Annotated in this window: 17 protein-coding genes and 1 pseudogene; 4 read left to right on the top strand and 14 right to left on the bottom strand. The window is 62.0% G+C overall.

The annotated features are described in order from the left end of the window. Positions 1 to 5: 5 nt before the first annotated feature. Complete coding sequence (locus V1283_RS15800) at positions 6 to 518, top strand: DUF1993 domain-containing protein (protein ID WP_334387385.1); 513 nt, start codon at positions 6 to 8, stop codon at positions 516 to 518. 18 nt (positions 519 to 536) lie between these two features. Here V1283_RS15800 and V1283_RS15805 read toward each other — a convergent pair whose 3' ends face one another. The 7 genes from V1283_RS15805 to V1283_RS15835 all read right to left on the bottom strand — a co-directional run bounded on the left by V1283_RS15805 (position 537) and on the right by V1283_RS15835 (position 8,013). Then, positions 537 to 962, bottom strand: a complete 426-nt coding sequence (locus V1283_RS15805) for a hypothetical protein (protein WP_334387386.1) — start codon at positions 960 to 962, stop codon at positions 537 to 539. 118 nt (positions 963 to 1,080) lie between these two features. Further along, positions 1,081 to 2,505, bottom strand: a complete 1,425-nt coding sequence (locus V1283_RS15810; RefSeq protein WP_334387387.1) for an amidase — start codon at positions 2,503 to 2,505, stop codon at positions 1,081 to 1,083. 66 nt (positions 2,506 to 2,571) lie between these two features. Then, positions 2,572 to 3,561: a hydroxyacid dehydrogenase gene (locus V1283_RS15815; protein WP_334387388.1), complete on the bottom strand. Its 990-nt coding sequence runs from the start codon at positions 3,559 to 3,561 to the stop codon at positions 2,572 to 2,574. 31 nt (positions 3,562 to 3,592) lie between these two features. Next, entirely contained in the window at positions 3,593 to 4,693 is a 1,101-nt protein-coding gene (locus tag V1283_RS15820; RefSeq protein WP_334387389.1) for an ABC transporter ATP-binding protein, read from the bottom strand. A 4-nt stretch (positions 4,694 to 4,697) separates the two neighbouring features. Next, positions 4,698 to 5,612: a carbohydrate ABC transporter permease gene (locus V1283_RS15825; RefSeq protein WP_334387390.1), complete on the bottom strand. Its 915-nt coding sequence runs from the start codon at positions 5,610 to 5,612 to the stop codon at positions 4,698 to 4,700. After that, entirely contained in the window at positions 5,612 to 6,547 is a 936-nt protein-coding gene (locus V1283_RS15830) for a carbohydrate ABC transporter permease (RefSeq protein ID WP_334387391.1), read from the bottom strand. Before V1283_RS15830 ends, V1283_RS15825 begins: the two co-directional genes overlap by 1 nt. A gap of 125 nt (positions 6,548 to 6,672) precedes the next feature. Continuing rightward, positions 6,673 to 8,013 (bottom strand): ABC transporter substrate-binding protein, encoded by a 1,341-nt coding sequence (locus V1283_RS15835; protein WP_334387392.1) that lies wholly within the window; start codon positions 8,011 to 8,013, stop codon positions 6,673 to 6,675. Positions 8,014 to 8,484: 471 nt separating this feature from the next. On the opposite strand from V1283_RS15835, the gene V1283_RS15840 reads away from it, so the two are divergent. Beyond that, the gene (locus tag V1283_RS15840; protein WP_334387393.1) at positions 8,485 to 9,282 is read left to right on the top strand and encodes a Spy/CpxP family protein refolding chaperone; all 798 of its coding nucleotides are present in this window, start codon (positions 8,485 to 8,487) and stop codon (positions 9,280 to 9,282) included. Between the two features lie 300 nt (positions 9,283 to 9,582). Here the strand turns inward: V1283_RS15840 and V1283_RS15845 are convergent, their stop codons facing one another. Genes V1283_RS15845 through V1283_RS15855 form a run of 3 tightly spaced genes read right to left on the bottom strand, consistent with a single transcriptional unit; the run spans position 9,583 to position 12,599 of the window. Then, the gene (locus V1283_RS15845) at positions 9,583 to 9,984 is read right to left on the bottom strand and encodes a VOC family protein (protein WP_334387394.1); all 402 of its coding nucleotides are present in this window, start codon (positions 9,982 to 9,984) and stop codon (positions 9,583 to 9,585) included. 12 nt (positions 9,985 to 9,996) lie between these two features. Beyond that, on the bottom strand, positions 9,997 to 11,184 hold the full coding sequence (locus V1283_RS15850) for an acyl-CoA dehydrogenase family protein (protein WP_334393081.1): 1,188 nt from the start codon (positions 11,182 to 11,184) through the stop codon (positions 9,997 to 9,999). Between the two features lie 11 nt (positions 11,185 to 11,195). Further along, entirely contained in the window at positions 11,196 to 12,599 is a 1,404-nt protein-coding gene (locus tag V1283_RS15855) for an MFS transporter (RefSeq protein ID WP_334387395.1), read from the bottom strand. Between the two features lie 321 nt (positions 12,600 to 12,920). Between V1283_RS15855 and V1283_RS15860 the strand changes: the two genes are divergently transcribed. Further along, positions 12,921 to 13,175: a PilZ domain-containing protein gene (locus V1283_RS15860; protein WP_334387396.1), complete on the top strand. Its 255-nt coding sequence runs from the start codon at positions 12,921 to 12,923 to the stop codon at positions 13,173 to 13,175. Between the two features lie 65 nt (positions 13,176 to 13,240). Here V1283_RS15860 and V1283_RS15865 read toward each other — a convergent pair whose 3' ends face one another. Continuing rightward, positions 13,241 to 14,209 carry a Bug family tripartite tricarboxylate transporter substrate binding protein gene (locus V1283_RS15865; RefSeq protein WP_334387397.1) on the bottom strand — a complete coding sequence of 323 codons (969 nt, stop codon included), beginning with the start codon at positions 14,207 to 14,209 and terminating at the stop codon, positions 13,241 to 13,243. 83 nt (positions 14,210 to 14,292) lie between these two features. Continuing rightward, complete coding sequence (locus V1283_RS15870; RefSeq protein ID WP_334387398.1) at positions 14,293 to 14,928, bottom strand: DsbA family protein; 636 nt, start codon at positions 14,926 to 14,928, stop codon at positions 14,293 to 14,295. A 185-nt stretch (positions 14,929 to 15,113) separates the two neighbouring features. Here V1283_RS15870 and V1283_RS15875 point away from each other — a divergent pair, with 185 nt between their 5' ends. Beyond that, positions 15,114 to 16,376: an aminotransferase class III-fold pyridoxal phosphate-dependent enzyme gene (locus tag V1283_RS15875; RefSeq protein WP_334387399.1), complete on the top strand. Its 1,263-nt coding sequence runs from the start codon at positions 15,114 to 15,116 to the stop codon at positions 16,374 to 16,376. 96 nt (positions 16,377 to 16,472) lie between these two features. Here V1283_RS15875 and V1283_RS15880 read toward each other — a convergent pair whose 3' ends face one another. Beyond that, positions 16,473 to 16,730, bottom strand: coding sequence for a hypothetical protein (locus V1283_RS15880; protein ID WP_334387400.1), 258 nt, complete (start codon positions 16,728 to 16,730; stop codon positions 16,473 to 16,475). 44 nt (positions 16,731 to 16,774) lie between these two features. Further along, positions 16,775 to 16,930, bottom strand: a pseudogene (locus V1283_RS15885) (helix-turn-helix domain-containing protein); the annotation flags it as partial. Between the last annotated feature and the right edge of the window lie 245 nt (positions 16,931 to 17,175).

A 17,175-nucleotide genomic window follows, 5' to 3' on the forward strand; every position in this document is an offset into this window, starting at 1 on the left:
AAATCGTGACCATCTCGCTTTACGAAGCTTCTGTCGGCGTGTTCGTGCCGCATCTCGGCAATCTGTCCGGTCTTCTCGATCACGCCTCGGCCTATGCGGGAGCCAGGAACATCGATCCCGCCGTCCTACTGAACATGCGGCTCTCACCCACCATGTACAGCCTGAAGCAGCAGGTCGGCGAAGCCAACCGGCATGCGGTCGTTGCCGGCGCGCTGCTGGCTGGTCGTGTACCTCACACATTTTCAGACGCCGAGCCTGACATTGCCGAGCTCAAGGCGCGGATATCCGCGGCGATCGATTTCGTGCGAGGCTTGCCGCGTACCGAGATCGATGCTGCAGCCGACAAGCAAGTCGCCTTCACGTTCAAGAACGGGACCCAGCGAGCATTCACAGGAAAGTCGTTGCTGTTGACGTTCAGCGTTCCGCAGTTTTTCTTTCACGTTACGACGGCCTACGACATCCTGCGCCACGCCGGTGTCGATATTGCCAAGAAGGATTTTCTGGGGCCGCCGAGATAGCGCTTGAGAAGTGGCGGGTTATGCTTCGCCGCTGTCCTGGCGCGCCAGATTGGCGGCGGCGCCGCTTCCGGCCATCTCGCTCTTCAATTGATCGAAGCGCCGACGCGCGTCGCTTTCGCGATCGTCCACCATCTGGATCGCGGCTTCCCTCGACATCGGGCCGAAGACGATCGGAGCGGAATTCTCCCCGATGGTCTCGTCGACATAGTAGTCGCCATTCTCCAGGCGGACCGTCCACTTGAAACGGATCGAGGCCATCGGCCCGGGACCGTGCCTGGCGTAACCGTGAGCCTCGATCGGCGCCGGCGCGACGGGGATGGGCGGCGGGGCCACCGGCCTTTGCTCCGCGGCTGCAGTCTTCTCGGGTTCGCGACGGCTTTCCGGTTGGTCGAGAATGCTGGCGATGGCCGCCAGGGCATGGTCGGTCGGGTCGCTTTGAGCCACGATTCAGCCTCCGGATCGAACTCCGTCTGCGGAATCAGTGTCCCGATTGCCGCCCGGCGTCGTTCCTCGCTACCGAATGCCGTGAGCTTTGTCCATTTGTGGCGCTTTCGAGGCCAGCTTAAGCGCACACCGGCGGTATTCTGTTCTTCCAGGGCCGCTCCTGTTCGAGCTGGCCGGCCAGCCGGAATAGCGTCGCCTCATCGCCGAACCTGGCCGAGAACATCATGCCGAGCGGCAACCCGGCCTTATTCCATGCCAGTGGCACCGACATGGCCGGCTGGCCGGACATGTTGAACATGGAGGTGCCGGGCATATAGCGGCGCAGGATCGGGGCGATATGCGACAGGTCGTTCGACATGGTGTTGAGTTCGCCGATCCGCAGCGGCGGCGAGCACAACGTCGGACACAGGAAGACGTCGCAGCTCTCGAAGAAGGTCGCGAGGGCGCGGGAAATCTGGAAGGCTGCAAGCTGGGCGGCGACATAGTCGGTCGCCGCGGTCTTTTGCGCGTTGTGAGCGCTGGCCAGCGTCAATATCTCGAAATCGTTTTCCGTTGCGGCTCGCCCGAGCCTTTGCTCGATCAGCCGTACCGACAGCGCGGTGTTGGCGCCAACGATGGTGGTCATGACGGCCGCAGGGTCGGCGGCAAGCACCGGCGCCCGTTCCTCGACGTGATGACCGAGCCCCGCCAGGAGGCCCGCAATCTCGCGCGTGGCTGCCGCGATTTCCGGATCGATGGCGTCGCCATACGGCGATCTGTCGGTGAAGGCGATGCGAAGCCGGCCGGGGTCGCGGCCGACTTCCTGTGAAAACGGCCGCTCCGGCGGCGGTGCCACGTAGGGGCTCGACGGCTCCGGGCCGTGGATCGCGTCCATCATGACCGCGCTGTCGCGCACGCTGATGCTCACGACATGGCCGCAGGCGAACCCACCCCAGCCTTCGCCGCGATCGGGACCGAGCGGATTGCGCGCCCGGCTCGGCTTCAAGCCGAAGACGCCGGAAGCAGAGGCGGGGATCCGGATCGAGCCGCCGCCATCGCTGGCATGTGCGACGGGCAGGATGCGCGCAGCAACCGCCGCCGCCGCGCCGCCTGATGAACCGCCTGAGGAATGCTCAAGATTCCAGGGATTGCGGGTCGGCCCGTGCAGGCGGGATTCGGTCGTCGGCATCAGGCCGAATTCGGGACTGGAGCTCTTGCCGAAGATCGACATGCCGGTGTCGAGGAAGCGCCGCGCCAGTGTGCCGTTGTGGTCGGCCACAAAGTCCCTCAGGACCGTGGCGCCCGATGTCGTGCGCGTGCCCTCCAGGAGGTCGAGGTCCTTCAGGAGGAACGGTACGCCGGTGAAGGGTCCGTCGGGCAGGCCGCGCTCGATCTGTCGTTCGGCAAAGTCGTAATGCTTGACGACGACCGCGTTGATCTGCGGATCGACCTTCGCGGTACGGGCGATGGCCTCATCGAGCAAATCCTTGGCCGAGACTTCTTTCTTCCGAACCAGTTCGGCAAGGCCGACCGCGTCGTAATTGCCGTATTCCTTGAAGGCCATGCGCATACCTCGTTTGCCGGCCGGTCGGTGGACGGACCGCGCCCAGGGTCACGTGCAGCGGACGATTTAGCCGAGCACGTCCTGATTGATCACGTTCTGGCGCACCGGATCGCCATCCAGCACGCTCAGAATGTTGCGGGCAGTCTGCTCGCTCATGCGGTCGACGGCTTCCACCGTGACGCCTGCGACATGCGGCGCCATGATGACGTTCGGCAGCGCCAACAACGCCTGACCGGCTGGCGGCGGCTCCTGCGCGAAAACGTCGAGGCCGGCGCCGGCAAGCTTGCCGGACATCAGCGCGGCGTGGAGCGCGGCCTCGTCGACGATTCCGCCGCGCGCCGTGTTGATCAGATAGGCGGTCGGCTTCATCCGCTTCAGCCGGTCCGCATTGAACATGCCGACCGTCTCCGGATTCTTCGGGCAATGGATGCTGACGAAGTCGGCGCGCGGCAGCGCGGCGTTGAGGTCGGCAACCGGCTCGCAGCCGGCGGCCTTGATGTCGGCGACCGGCTTGTAGGGATCGAAAACCAGGACGTTCATTTCCATCGCGAGACAGCGCTTGGCGGTGCGGGTGCCGATGCGCCCAAAACCGGTGATCAGCACCGTCTTGCCGAAGAGATCGTAGGGCAGCATCCCCAGCCTATCAGCCCATTTGTCGTCCCGGACGAGCAAATGCATTTCCGCCGCGCGCTTGGCGAGCGTCAGCATCATGAACAGGGCGTGTTCGGCAACGGACGGCGAATTGGCGGTGCCCGCGACCATCAGCGGGACCTTGCGGCGGCTGAGCGCGGGGACGTCGACGGCGTCGAACCCGACGCCGATCCGGGTCACCACCAGCATGTCCTGCGAGGATTCGAGCTCGGGCTCGCCGAAGCGGGTGCCGCCGAGGGCGACGCCATGGACCGGCGCATGCTCCTGCAGCTTGGCGTTAAAATCCTTTTGCGAAATCATGTTGGGAAATTCGACGAGTTCGATGTCTTCCCGCGCGTGAAGCAACGCTCTTCCCGGCTGCGACATCGATTCCGTGACGAAGATTTTCTTCTTGTTGGTAGCCATTTCCTGCCCTTGGTATACAGCAATTGCGCCGTCAAAGGACGGCGCCGGTCACCTCGTTTAGCAGGTGCATGTTATTGAGGTCCACAGCCAATCGAAGCGGGCCGCCATCGTGCGCGCCGGCATTGGGATTGACCCGGCCGCAGACCAGCGTGCCCTCCATCGTAAAATAGATCAGCGTCTCCATTCCCATCGGCTCGGTGACATCCAGCACCGTGTCGAAGGTCTCCACGCCCGGCTCCGTATGCTGTTTGGCCTCGGTGATGTGCTCGGGCCGCAGTCCCAGCAGCAATTTGTCAGCGCGCGGGATGCCCTGATAGCGGGCGGCGCGGGCCGGCGGCAGCGGGAAGGTGATGCGATCGGTCAACCGAACGTGCAACTTGCCGGCGAGATCCTCCAGCCGGCACGGGATGAAATTCATCGCCGGCGAGCCGATGAAGCTGGCGACGAATTTCGTCGCCGGCTTGTGATAGAGTTCGTTCGGCGTGCCGATCTGCTCGATCCGACCATGGTTCATCACCACGACGCGGTCAGCCAGCGTCATCGCCTCCACCTGGTCGTGGGTCACGTAGACCGTCGTGGTGCGGACTTTCTGGTGCACCTTCTTGATCTCGATCCGCATCTGCACGCGCAGCTTGGCGTCGAGGTTGGAGAGCGGCTCGTCGAACAGAAACACTTTTGGGTTACGCACGATGGCGCGGCCCATGGCGACGCGCTGACGCTGGCCACCGGACAATTGCTTCGGCTTGCGGTCGACCAGCTCGACGATGTCAAGCATGCGCGCGGCCTCGTCGATGCGGCTCTTGATCTCGGCCTTCGGGTAACGCTTCAGCCGCAATCCGAACGACATGTTCTCCGCAACCGTCATGTGCGGGTAGAGCGCATAGTTCTGAAACACCATCGCGATATCGCGATCCTTTGGCGGCACGTCGTTGACGACGTCGCCGCCGATCATGATGTCGCCGTCGGAGATATCTTCCAGGCCGGCGATCATCCGCAGCGTGGTCGACTTGCCGCAGCCCGACGGTCCCACCAGCACGACAAACTCATGGTCGGCGATGTCGAGATCGATGCCGCGCACCGCCTCGACCTCGTCATAGCGCTTAACAACCTTACGCAACGTCACGTCAGCCATGAGATCAGCCCTTTGTCGCACCGGCGGTCAGGCCGGCAATGTAATAGTCCATCAGGAAAGCGTAGATGATGAGCGGCGGCGCTGCGCCGAGCAGGGCGCCGGTCATGATCTGTCCCCAGTTGAACACGTCACCCTTGATAAGGGTCGTGATGATGCCGACCGGCATGACGAGCTGGTCGGTCGACGTCGTGAACACCAGCGGATAGAGGAATTGCGCCCAGGAAACTGTGAACGCGAAGATGGTAGCGGCGATCAGACCGGGCATCGCGACCGGGATGAAGATGCGCGTCAACGTCTGGAACCATGATGCGCCATCGATGATGGCAGCCTCGTCGAGCTCCTTGGGAATGGACGCGAAATAGCCGATCATGATCCAGGTGCAGAACGGCACGGTTAGTGTCGGGTACACGATCAACAGCACGTACCACGTGTTGATCAGCTGAATCCCCGTCCAATCGCTGAATGCAGCGAACATCTTGAACAGCGGCAGGAACAGCAACGTATCGGGGATGAGATACGTCAGGAAGACGCCGGTCGCAAGCGTCGCCGACCCCCAGAACCGCATGCGCGACAGCGCGAATGCCGCGGGCACGCTGATCAGCATGGTGATCGTCACCACGATGATCGATACCCACGCCGAGTTCCAGAAGAACCTCAGGAACTGGTTCGATGTCAGAAGCTCGACATAGTTCGACAGCGTCGGATGAAAAACCCACCAGGGGTTTGTTGCCGCTGAAATCTCCGCGCTGCTCTTGAGCGAGGTGATCAGCATATACAAAGGAGGCACCAGCGAGAAGATCGCGAACAGCCCGAGAAAGAAGTACGACCAGCGCAGCGCCCAGGCACGGTCGCGGCTCATGCTGCCATACTTGACCCTTCTGGTCGGCCCAGCCTTGTCGATCACAACCGTGCTTGTCATCAGGCTTCATTCCCGCGTTTGTTGATGTCGCGGAGGATGAAGATCGCCGCGATCGCCAGTATCGGAAACATGAACAGCGAGACGCTGGCGCCGAGCGGGATGTCGCCGCCCTCAATGCCGAGGCGGAACGCCCAGGTCGCGAAAATATGCGTGTGATCCAGCGGACCGCCGGCGGTCAGGATTCGGACGATATCGAAATTCGCGAAGGTGACGATCAGCGAGAACAGCGTCGTGATCGCGATGATGTTGCGCATCATCGGCAGAGTCACGTACCAGATCCGCTGCCACCAATTGGCGCCGTCGATCGCCGCGGCCTCATAAAGCTGCTCGGGCACCGATTTCAGTGCAGCCAGATACATGATCATGAAGAATGGCGCACCATACCAGACGTTGACCAGGATGACCGAGAAGCGCGCCCAGGCGGCATCGCCGGTCCAGGGGATCGGTCCGATGCCGAAGAATGAAAGCGTATAGTTGAAGGCGCTGTAGGAGGGATCGAACAGCCAAAGCCAGGCGAGCGTGCTCATCGCCGGTGGAATAACCCACGGCACCAGCAGCATTCCACGCCACTTGCGTTGACCTTTAGCGGGAATGTTGTGAACGAAATGCGCGACGATAAAACCGATCAGCGCCTTGAAGGCGACGGCGGTGATGGCGAAGATGCACGATTGCTGCACCACCAGCCAAAACGTTTGCCGCTTGAACAGGAATTCAAAATTGCCCAAGCCAACGAAGCGTTGCATTGACTTGTTCAGGGTCGCCAGATGCAGGGAGTAGAAAGCTGGATAAAGAACCAGAATTGCGATCAGGAGGATCAGCGGCAGAGTCATGAGGAAAGCCGCGGTGGACTTTCGCTTCATGGCGGCTCGCAGGCTTGAGCGCCTTCGCGTGCCGGCACCAGCAATGCGGTTCGACTGAAGTGTGACATCGACCATGACGCATCGTCCTCGCCGGATGAATCACCGGGACGACGGCGCTTGCCGTTCCCTGGTGCTGACACAGTAATGAACCCGCGCCGCGGCGGCGCGCTCGGATGGCCGCCGCAGCGAAGTCCTTTGCCTCAACTCCGCATGAAGCCTTCGCACTCGCTTTCTGCCCAGGCGAGTGTGCTTTCCATCTTTTCCCCCTGACCATGGCGCAGGCACATTTTGGTGAGCGTGGCCTGCACGTAGATCTGCTGCGCGATCTTCGGCGGAGCCGGCGAGGCAGCGATCGACAGGGTTTGATGGTTGAAGGGGTTGGGGTAGTGATAAAGAGTGCCCTTTGGCGGCCCTTCCTCGGCCCAGGTCTTCAGCGTCGTGAGTTTTTCGTATGCCGGCAGGTCGTATCCGCCGCTGGCTGCAACGAGTTTCTCGATCGAGGTCGGCTGCGACAGATGCGTAATGAGGCTCTTCGCCGCCGCCTTGTTCTTGGAGAAACTCCACACAGCCAGGAAGTAGGGAAGGTGCGGCGCAAAGCGACCTTTCGGTCCTTTCGGAAAACCGTGCGTCCAGCACTGTTCGGCCACCTGCGGTGCATCGCGCTTGGCGACAGCCCATGCGCTCGGCGGGTTCATGATCATGGCGCCCTTGCCTGACACCAGCCATCTGTTGTTCGAGGCATCATCCCATGCGCCGGCGTCGGGCGGCAGGAAGGCGATCAGCTTCTTGTAGTATTCGAGCGCCTGCCGCACCTCGTCGGTCTTGACCGTCAGGTTGCCCTTGGCATCGACAAGCTGCGCGCCGAACGACTGGAAGATTGCGCCGGCCGTGTCGACGGAATCCGAAGTTTCGCCGAGACCTATTCCGAAGGGAACTCCGCCCTTGTGGCAGGCTTCCGCGGCCTTCAGGAAGGTGTCCATCGTCCAGTTGTCTGCCTTGGGCTGGGAGCCGGCGGGATACATTTCCTGCACGTCGATATTGGCGAATTTCTTCATCAGATCGATACGGGTGCAGGGTCCCTTGATCTGGCTGCCGATGCAGAAGGGAACAGCATGCCATTTGCCATTGAGCTGGCCGAGATACTTCACCGTATCGTTGACCGCGCCGTTCTGCGCAATCAGCGGCGTCATGACGTCGTTCATCGGCTCGAGCAGTTCAGTTTGGGCGTGCGGCCACCAGGTCGGCATCGCCAGAATGTCATGGCCAGACTTCGCTTGAGCCTCGGCGGCGATGGTGATCTCGTTTTTCCTGCCGTTGCTGGTGATGTAGTCGATCTTGACTTCGACCTTCTCTTTCTCGGCCCATTCATTGACGAGATCGGTGCTTGCCTTGTTGGCGCCGGGTACCCAGTGATCCCAGAACCCCATCGAAAGGGTTCCTGCGGCATAGGCGCCGCGTATATAAGGCGCGGTTATGAGTGCTGCGGATGACAGCGCTGTCGCAGCAACGAATTGTCGGCGAGAAAGCTTCTTGCGTAGCATGACGTCTCCCCTTTGCTGAGCCAGATTTTGCTTCTTGTTTTTCGTCTCCGTCTGGCGTGGAGCCGCAAGCAGACGGCAGGCCAGCGAAGATTTTGTAATCAGATCAGACCAGAATTGTTTGCATCTGTCGAGAAAACACAGCGGCTGCCGTCATTGAACTAACGTTGCGTGGAAATTCCGGGCAGCGGGAGCGACGATGTCATGCCTTTGGGATCGTCAATAATGGGCGCGGCAATATTGCGCCGCACACTTTGCTTCGATCCTGCCGAAGGGGGGGTGTGCGATTGCGCCGCAGCCGACCGATGGCACGTTTAACTGCTTCGCCCGAAGATGTTTCCTGCCGTGGAACCATGCGGCGCAACGGTGGACGAGTTCGGGGCGGAAACGATAGTTTAGGCGGCGAAGGATTCACGCGCGCCATTGCGAATGGCGCGCGTGGCACGTTTCTCGATCGACTATGGAGACCAGATAATGACCCGTCCTCAGCAAATTGCGCCGATACTGTCGCGATTGCTTTTTGCGCTTGGCGCCATCCTCACGCTGGCCGTTGGCGCGTCTGCGACAGCGAACGCGCAGGGGCTGGTGCAGGGCGTGCAGCAGGGCGCACGCGAGGGTAACAAGGCTGCCGGTCCGGTCGGCGGCGTGTTGGGCGGGGCGATCGGCGGTGTCGTCGGGGTGGTCAGCGGCGTTACCGGTGTCTTGACCGGGGGCAATAACAAAGGCGGGCAGGCGCAGGCGGCAAGGGATGCCAAACAGGGTGAGGCTTCCAAGCAGGGTGAACCTTCCAAGCAAGGTGAGCCTTCCAAGCAGGGTGACACGCCGAAGCCGGCAAAGGGGAGCAAGGCTGCGAAGGCCGCCAAGCAGCAACAGCAGCAGCAGGCCGCCGTCCTCACCCAGGCCGGCGCGCCGCAACTGACGGCTGAACAGATCGTCGCCAGCAGCGACGCCAATATCGAACGGATCAAGAAGGAGTTAAACCTCACGCCCGAACAGGAGAAGCATTGGACCGGGTTCAACAGTGCGATGCACTATCTCGGTCATAATGGCGCCGACCGGCTCAATCTGCGCGTTGCGCGCGCCAAGCGCGATCCACCCGACGACATCATTGAGCAGATGCGCAACGAGGCCCAGTTCCTCAACGATCGCGCCGTCGACCAGCGCAGCGTGGCCGATGCGGCCGAACCGCTATTTGCCAGCCTGAACGACAAGCAAAAGGTGATTTTTATTCAGGAAATGGTCAATCTGAGCCACGAGCGAGGGCTCGACTAGCGGGCTCCACCGGGACGAATAGCCGGGTACGCATGCCCTGGGGTAGGTTGAAAGGCGCGGGCACCCGGCTACTCTGCCGCAGCGGCGCGGCTTCCCCAATCTCATTGCAATGATGAAGAAACCCTGACGGACTCGCGCCTTACTGATGGCTGACTTGCGGCGTTGTCGGGAACCTCATTCTTTCACGGGTAGTGTTGCACCTCAACATCAGGTGCGTCCTGGCGCGGCAGCGCCGAAAACACCAATTCGGCCGGCATGGATGCGGCCGAATTGAGCTCGGTCTCCCCGCGGCACGAGGCCTCAGCTTTTCGGAAAGTTGAGCTCCACGCCGACGCCATCGGGATCGTAGAGGAAGAACTGCGTGTCGCCGGTGCGCGGCACGATGCTCTCGCGGAATTGGACGCCTTTCGACTGCAGACGCTTGCGCATGCTCTCGACATCCGTCGCTGCAAAGGCAATGTGGTCAAGCCGGCCGGTATCCTCGTACTTCTTCTCGGTGCCGCGCACCACGATGCCCTCGCGCGGCTTGCGCGTGCCCATCAGATGCACCGTGGCTGATCCGCCGGAATAGAGCCAGTAACCGGGGAAATCGAGCGGCGGACGATCACCGTTTTCCAGACCCAGCACGTCGCAGTAGAAATCCTTGGTTCGCTCAAGGTCAGATGGTTCGATGGTGTAGTGCTGCAACCCGCCAAGTCCCATGGTCGTTCTCCCCTATACAAAACTGAGGTCGGTATCGACGCCCATCATCCAGGCGCCGACGGTTTCAAAATGCCTGAGCTGGCCCTGCAGCTGCTGGGTCACGGTATGGATGTCGCGAAACCGGCGCTCCAGCGGGTGGTTCTCGAAGATCGCGGTGGCGCCTGCGGCGTTGTAGGCAAAGTCGACCGCCTCACGCGCCTTGTGAATGGCGTTGGTCGAGGCCATGCGGATGTTCATGCGCTGCGCCACGGTGATGGTCGCGCCGGCGTTAAGATCCTTCCAGGTGTCGGCCATCGACTGCAGCACGTAACCGCGCGCGGCGCGGAGGTTGACTTCCGCCTGGGCGAGGTTGCTCTGAACCACGGCATTGTCGCGCAACGACAGCCTTGCGCCACGCGGCACCTTGTTGCGCATCGTCTCGACGAAGTTGTCGAGCGCGGTGCGGGCGATCCCGCAGGCGACGCCGGCAAAGCCCAGCTGGTAACAGGTGTGGTTACTCATGCGGTAGAGCGGACCGTTCTCGCGGCATTCGCGGTCGAACTCCCGGGTGATCGAATGATCGGAGCGAACGAAGAAATCGTTCAACGCGAACTGATCGCTGGCGGTGCCGCGCAACCCGACGGTGTTCCATATGTCGGTCCATTCGACGTCCTCGGATCGCACCAGCATGGTGCGCTCGAGCGGCGCGCCGTTGGCGTCGGATTTGGGCGAACCGTCGGCTGTGTAGATCGGGCAGTGCGCTCCCAGCCAGGTCGCATGTCGGCCACCGGATGCAAAGGACCACACCCCGGTTACCCTGTAGCCGCCCTCGCATTCGACCGCGCGAACCTTGGGGCCGGGGCCCCACGCCAGCACCGCGCGCGGATCGCCGAAGATCGCCTGCGCCACCGGCAGGTCGAGGTAGGCCGCCGACATCGCGCAGCCGCCGGCCTGGCTAAGGCACCACGCGGTGGAGGCATCGGCTTTGGCGATGGTCTCGATGACGTGGAAGAAGGTCAGGGGATCGGTCTCGATCCCGTTGGCCGAGCGCGGCAATAGCAGACGGAACAGCTGCGCCTCGTGCAGTCTGTCGAGCACCGCCGGCGGCAGCCGGCGCGTATTCTCGATGTCGTCGGAAGCCGCCGCGACGTCGGCGCGAACGGCTTCGGCGCGGGCGATCACCGTCAGGTCGCCCGCCAGATCGGCAGAAGTGGCAATCATTGTATTCAAGATTATGCCTGCCGAACTCTCGCTGTCGATAGATCCAGCCCGTCCGCCAGTTCCCGGTCGATCTGCTCGATCGACTTGCCCCTGGTTTCGAAGCCGATGAAATAATACACGATCCCGGCCATCAGGAACCAGCAACCGAGATAGACGAAGGCTGCCGGAATCTGCGTCAGCGGCACGTCAGGCTTGAGGTAGTTGTTGGAGCCCACGATCAAGGCAAGCCCGACAGGTCCGATGATCTTGCCAATGCCGCCAAAGCCATAGGCCGAACCCATACCGGTGGTTCGCAGATGCGAAGGCCAGACCTCGGCCGCATAAGGGCCGACAATGGCAAAGCCGCCATCGGCAAAGAAGAAGGTCACCGCGAGGATCAGCCAGAACGCCGACAGGCCGAACAGTGTCGCATCGTAATTGTATCCGGCCACGATGGTGAGGACGCCCGCGCCGATGCCTAACAGCCCGCCCGAGGTGCGGCGTCCGAGCAACTCCGAGAAATAGGAGAAGGAGAGGCGGCCGATGAAGCCGGACACGCTGAGCAGGATCATCATCTTGGCGGCTTCCTGCGGCGTCACCTTCAACAGCAGCACGAACAGCGACGGCGCCCAGAGCGTGATGCCGTAGACGCCGGTTTGCGCGCCGGCGTTGCCCAGCCAGGAGACCAGAAGGCTGCGCGGATATTTGAACAGATCGAACCAGCTCGTTTTGATGATCGGGCCGGCATCGGCCGCGGTCGGCAGCGGCAGCGCGGACGGTTCCATCTGCAGCGCCCAAGCCAGCGACTTGCGCGCTTCCTCGTAACGGCCCTGGCGGCACAGCCAGCGCGGGCTCTCCGGCACCCAAAGCCGGACCAGCAGGACCAAAAGCGCCGGAAGCACGCCGATCGCAAACAACAGCCGCCACTGATCGCTGCCCATCAAGGCTCCCATCACGGCGCCGAGTCCGACGCCAAGCGGGATGACGCAGGTCACGATACCGCCGACCCAACCGCGCTTGGAAGAGGGCATGAATTCCTGCACCAGCGGAAGGTCGACGCAATAGAGCCCGCCGACGCCGGTGCCGACAAAGAAACGCATGACGGCAAGATAGATCCAGCCATTGTCAGGCGTGAAGTACAGCAGGCCGGTGGCGATCGAGAAGTTCAGTACGGTGCCGATGAACACCATGCGCCGGCCGATCCGATCGGCGAGCCAGCCCCAGACATAGGCGCCGATGATAGCGCCGATGCCGGAACTCATCAGCACGAAGGCCGATTGCCCGAAGGTCAGTTTCCAGGGTCCAATCAGGAAAGCCAGCACAAAGCCAATCAGGAAGTAATCGAAGAATTCGAGCGCATCGCCGATGATGGCGGCCATAAGGATCTTGATCTGGTTGCCGGTCAAACTCGTCCGGCGATCGAGTATCTCGAACATGGCGTTCCCCCCGGCGCCTGTTTGTTTTGATCATTCCGAGCGGGCGTCGCGCCTGCGCACCGCCTATCCGCTAAGGGTATCGTGGCCGCCGCGAACGACAAGCCCAGGGAGACGCGGGGCACGTCTGCGCAGAAGCGATGGAGAAGGTCATGCCGCCCCGCACAAACCGGAGCGCGAAAACAATTGCGCGAGCTGCTTAAATCATATGCAACCATTCTGCAGGCCGCACCTTTGTTCTGGTTTCTGCAGTGCACACGCCCGACTTATTTAAGGTTTTGTTGTTAGCTGTTGCCGTTTGGGCAGCATCCGGGACGGGACGGGATGGAAGAGAAGCGAAAATATCCACGAACGGAGATCGAAGAGCCGGCCTATGTTTCGTCAGGCGGTTCCGTGATGCGCTGCGTGGTTCGAAATATCTCGCACGAGGGCGCGGCGATCGATGTCGAGAACGTCGCCTTCGTCCCACAGCGCTTTCGCCTGGTGATGGCAAAGAATTCCTCGGTCGTGCATGAATGCAGGATCGCCTGGATCCAGAAAAACCGTATCGGTCTGACCTTCATAAACGTCGCGGAATAACCGCAATCGAACGAGGGACGCTGAGCGCAATCCGGCAGGGATGGAGACGACGGCGCTTGCCCGGATTACTCGATCCTCAGCTTCGCATCGCTTACCACCTTGCCCCACTTTTCGATTTCCAGCTTGATGCGTGCGCCGAACTGATCCGGCGTATTCGCAACTGCCTTGAAGCCGAGCCCTGCGAGACGCTCCTTCACGTCGGGCTGGGTGACGGCCTTGGCTATTTCGCGATACAGCAGGTCTACGATTTCCTTCGGCGTCCCAGCCGGCGCCACAATGCCGGTGAGCGTGTCGGCCTCCTGATCCTTGATGCCCTGTTCGGCGAAGGTCGGCACGTCAGGCATCCCGGCGGCGCGCTCGGCTGAGGCGACACCAAGCGCCCGCAGTTGTCCGCTCTGCACCGCTGAAAGGGCAGGCGGCAGCGCCGTGAAGGCGATCGGCGTATGCCCGCCGATCGTTGCCTGGATCGCCGGCGCGGCGCCCGTGAACGGCACGTGCACCAGGTCGAGCTTGAAAGCCAGCCGGAACAGTTCGCCTCCCAGATGCGGCGTCGAACCGACACCGGGACCGGCAAAGCTGTATTTGCCAGGATTGTCCCGGATGAGCTGAACCAGCTCCGGTATCGTTTTCGCCGGCACCTGCGGATTGACCACGACGACATTCGGAGAAACCGCGACCAAGGTGACCGGCGTGAAGTCCTTGATCGGGTCGTACGGCACCTTGGCGTAAAGACTGGGGTTTACGACGAAGCCGGTACTGATCACCATGATGGTGTAGCCGTCGGGCGTCACGCGCGCGACCTGGCCGGCCGCGGTGTTGCCGCCCGCGCCGCCGATATTTTCAACAAAGAACTGATGGCCGAGATTATCGGAGAGTTTCTGCGCGACGAGACGCGCGATTACATCGGTCGGTCCGCCGGCCGGGAACCCGACCACGACGCGCACCGGCTTGTTCGGATAACCTTGCGCCGTAGACGCTGTGACCCAGGCCACCACCCCCATGGCTGCGAGCAATACGCGCAAGACGGCGGCCATGGCATTCCCCCCAATATGTTTGTTGGCACCATCTTCGGCGACTGCGCCGCGCCGGACAAGAGAAAAGCAGCGCCGCTCGCCCGTTACTTCTTCAACAGCGGCTTGATCCGCTCTTCCAGCTCCTCGAACGGCATCGAGCCCTGCACCCGCACACCGTTAAGAAAGAAGGTCGGCGTCGAGGTGACCTTCAATTCCTGAACGGCGTATTGCTGGTCGGCGGTCAGCTTGTCGAACTGTGCCTGGTCTTGCTCGCAGGTCTCAACGTCCCGTTCGTTCATTCCGTGCTGCTTGCCGACATAGATCAGCGTATCCTTGGTTTGCGCCATCAGGCGGTCCTGCAGCTTGAACAGGGTCTCGACCGCGCTGAGGTATTTTTCGGAATCGCCGTTGCCGATGCAGCGCGCCAGTATCGAAGCGGCGGCGGCCTTGATGTCGAGCGGAAATTCGCGGAACACGAAACGCACCTTGCCGGTATCGATATATTTCGACCGCAGCATCGGGAACACATTCTGGCCGAAGGCTGCGCAATGCGGGCAACTCATCGACGAATATTCGGTGAGGGTGATCGGCGCCTTCGCAGATCCGATTGCAATGTCCGGCAGCGATACCGGTTTGGCGACCGCTGCGGCGATCGCGCTTTGCGCGATGGCTGAACCTGGGAAAGCCGGCGATGCGAAAGCGAAGAGGACGATGAAGGCGATGCAGTGACGAACGTTCAACGGTTACTCCGAAACGAACTGGCGAGAAGTGGCAAGCCGTCATGTCCGCCAATTCTACTGGTTTTGCGAACCAAAAGCCACCTAACCTGACTGCGATCGGAGTTGACCGTGAGTTGTTGGCGATCCAATCATGGGCGGCGACAGGAAGCGCAAGGCAAACCCTGCAAACCAGACAAGAGAACGTGATGAGCCAGCACACGGCGCTGTTGAGCGAAACGCACACCGCGGATGCCATGTTGCGCGCAAGGGCGCGGTTGGTGGTTCCAGGCGGCATGTGGGGCCATCTCAACGCGGCGCGGCTCCCGGAACGCTATCCGCAATTCTTTGCCTCCGCGGAAGGTTGCCGCGTGCGCGACGTCGATGGGCGCGAATATATCGATTTCATGTGCAGCTGGGGCCCGATTGTGCTTGGCCATCGGCATCCCGAAGTTCAGGCGGCGGCTGAGGCGCAGGCTGCCAAAGGAGATTGCTTCAATGGCCCGGGGGAGGTCATGGTGGAACTCGCCGAAGACCTCGTCGCCATGCTGCCGCATGCAGATTGGGCGATGTTTCAGAAAAACGGCAGCGATGCGACCACCAGCTGCGTGACAATTGCCCGCGCCGGCACCGGCCGCCGCAAGGTGCTGGTCGCGCGCGGCAGCTATCACGGCGCGCTGCCATGGTGTTCGCCAAGTGTTGCCGGGGTGACGGCCGAAGACCGCGCGCATCTCCTGCACTTCGAGTACAACGACGTGCAGAGCCTGCGGGCGGCCGTCGAAGAGGCGGGCAAGGATCTCGCGGCGATACTGGTGACGGCCTTCCGCCACGACATGGGACGCGATCTCGAGTTGCCGGCGAAGGAATTCGCGGCGGCCGCGCGTGCGGCATGCGACGCGGCCGACGCCGCCTTGATTGTCGATGAAGTGCGGGCCGGCCTCCGCCTCGATGTCAGGGGGAGCTGGGAAGCGCTCGGCGTGCGTCCGGACCTGTGCGCCTGGAGCAAAGCGATCGCCAATGGCTATGCGCTGGCTGCCGTTACCGGCAACGATCGCTTTCGCGAAGCCGCCACCAAAGTCTTCGTCACCGGGTCGTTCTGGTGCGGCACGGTGGCGATGGCGGCTGCGCGGGCGACGTTGCGGATCGCGCGCGAGACCGATGTACCTGCGCATATCCGCGCGATGGGCTTGCGGTTGCGCGAGGGACTGGCGTCGCTGGCGAACGACCATGGCCTCGCGATCCGCCAGAGCGGCCCGCCGCAGATGCCGCTGATGCTGTTCGAGGCTGACCCGGAGGTACGCAAGGGCAGGGCGTTCTGCTCGGCCGCGCTACGCCACGGCGCGTTCTTTCACCCCCAGCACAATATGTTCCTGTCCTTGGCGCATCGCCCAGCCGATATCGACGAGGCGCTGCAGGCGGCTTCGCACGGCTTCGAAGCCGTCCGCGAAATGGAAGCAATATCCAATCGATAGGTCGTCGGCATCGACCGGAGCCGAGAATGAGCGCGGCCGAACAGGCGACCGCGCAGGTGCACGACGCCTCAGGCTTCGATTCACGTCGTCAGTTGATCACGCGACGCGGTTCCATGCGTGCTTGCCGGGGGCGGGCGTGTAGCACGCGGGATGTTCGAACTCGGGATGGCCCGCCAGGTGCGTGACCTCGACGCAATCGGCATTCAGGCGTGCGTTGTCGACCAACCGCTCCGCCAACACCAGCGCCTGGGAGGGGCCGACCGATTGCACCTCGATCTGGCGTTGCAGGCACTTGAAGCTGTGGCCGTCGGAGTTACAGAGGTCCTTGTAGAAGGAGACGCGATAATTATTCATCTAGCCCTCCCGTCCTTCCGATATTCTTTTCACCGAGCTTACTCTCATGCGTCCATGTCTGCCAGCCGCTGGCGGTCATGCAACACAATTTGACGAGCGCTCGAAAACACCAGGATACCCCGGTCGCTAAGCTGTGAAAGCGCCTGTGAAGCGGTTTCCAGTGTCAGGCCGAGATAGTCGCCGATGTCGCGGCGGCATATCGCCGGTCAGGCGGTGGGCTATCCGGTGCGAGAAGGCGATGACATCGTCGGCGTTGCGCAGGAGGACATCATGCGCGCGTTGGCCGAGAGCACGCTCGGTTAGGTTGCGTCTATAGCAGATCGGCACGCATTGGGCGATCTTCTGTTCCGTGCCATCAAGAAGTGGCAGAATGGCCGATGCGACACGATATGTCGCGTCTGCAGAAGAGACTTTCGCGATCGGCGCGGTAAACTGCATATGATCG

The sequence above is a fragment of the Bradyrhizobium sp. AZCC 2262 genome (assembly GCF_036924535.1).
GTDB lineage: Bacteria > Pseudomonadota > Alphaproteobacteria > Rhizobiales > Xanthobacteraceae > Bradyrhizobium.

Excerpts from the sequence above, each read along its gene's own strand:
- V1283_RS15815 (WP_334387388.1), bottom strand. The coding sequence starts at position 3,561 with ATGGCTACCAACAAGAAGAAAATCTTCGTCACGGAATCGATGTCGCAG.
- V1283_RS15825 (WP_334387390.1), bottom strand. The coding sequence starts at position 5,612 with ATGACAAGCACGGTTGTGATCGACAAGGCTGGGCCGACCAGAAGGGTC.
- V1283_RS15880 (WP_334387400.1), bottom strand. The coding sequence starts at position 16,730 with ATGAATAATTATCGCGTCTCCTTCTACAAGGACCTCTGTAACTCCGAC.
- V1283_RS15865 (WP_334387397.1), bottom strand. The coding sequence starts at position 14,209 with ATGGCCGCCGTCTTGCGCGTATTGCTCGCAGCCATGGGGGTGGTGGCC.
- V1283_RS15820 (WP_334387389.1), bottom strand. The coding sequence starts at position 4,693 with ATGGCTGACGTGACGTTGCGTAAGGTTGTTAAGCGCTATGACGAGGTC.
- V1283_RS15875 (WP_334387399.1), top strand. The coding sequence starts at position 15,114 with ATGAGCCAGCACACGGCGCTGTTGAGCGAAACGCACACCGCGGATGCC.
- V1283_RS15830 (WP_334387391.1), bottom strand. The coding sequence starts at position 6,547 with ATGGTCGATGTCACACTTCAGTCGAACCGCATTGCTGGTGCCGGCACG.
- V1283_RS15860 (WP_334387396.1), top strand. The coding sequence starts at position 12,921 with ATGGAAGAGAAGCGAAAATATCCACGAACGGAGATCGAAGAGCCGGCC.
- V1283_RS15845 (WP_334387394.1), bottom strand. The coding sequence starts at position 9,984 with ATGGGACTTGGCGGGTTGCAGCACTACACCATCGAACCATCTGACCTT.
- V1283_RS15855 (WP_334387395.1), bottom strand. The coding sequence starts at position 12,599 with ATGTTCGAGATACTCGATCGCCGGACGAGTTTGACCGGCAACCAGATC.
- V1283_RS15840 (WP_334387393.1), top strand. The coding sequence starts at position 8,485 with ATGACCCGTCCTCAGCAAATTGCGCCGATACTGTCGCGATTGCTTTTT.
- V1283_RS15835 (WP_334387392.1), bottom strand. The coding sequence starts at position 8,013 with ATGCTACGCAAGAAGCTTTCTCGCCGACAATTCGTTGCTGCGACAGCG.
- V1283_RS15810 (WP_334387387.1), bottom strand. The coding sequence starts at position 2,505 with ATGGCCTTCAAGGAATACGGCAATTACGACGCGGTCGGCCTTGCCGAA.
- V1283_RS15850 (WP_334393081.1), bottom strand. The coding sequence starts at position 11,184 with ATGATTGCCACTTCTGCCGATCTGGCGGGCGACCTGACGGTGATCGCC.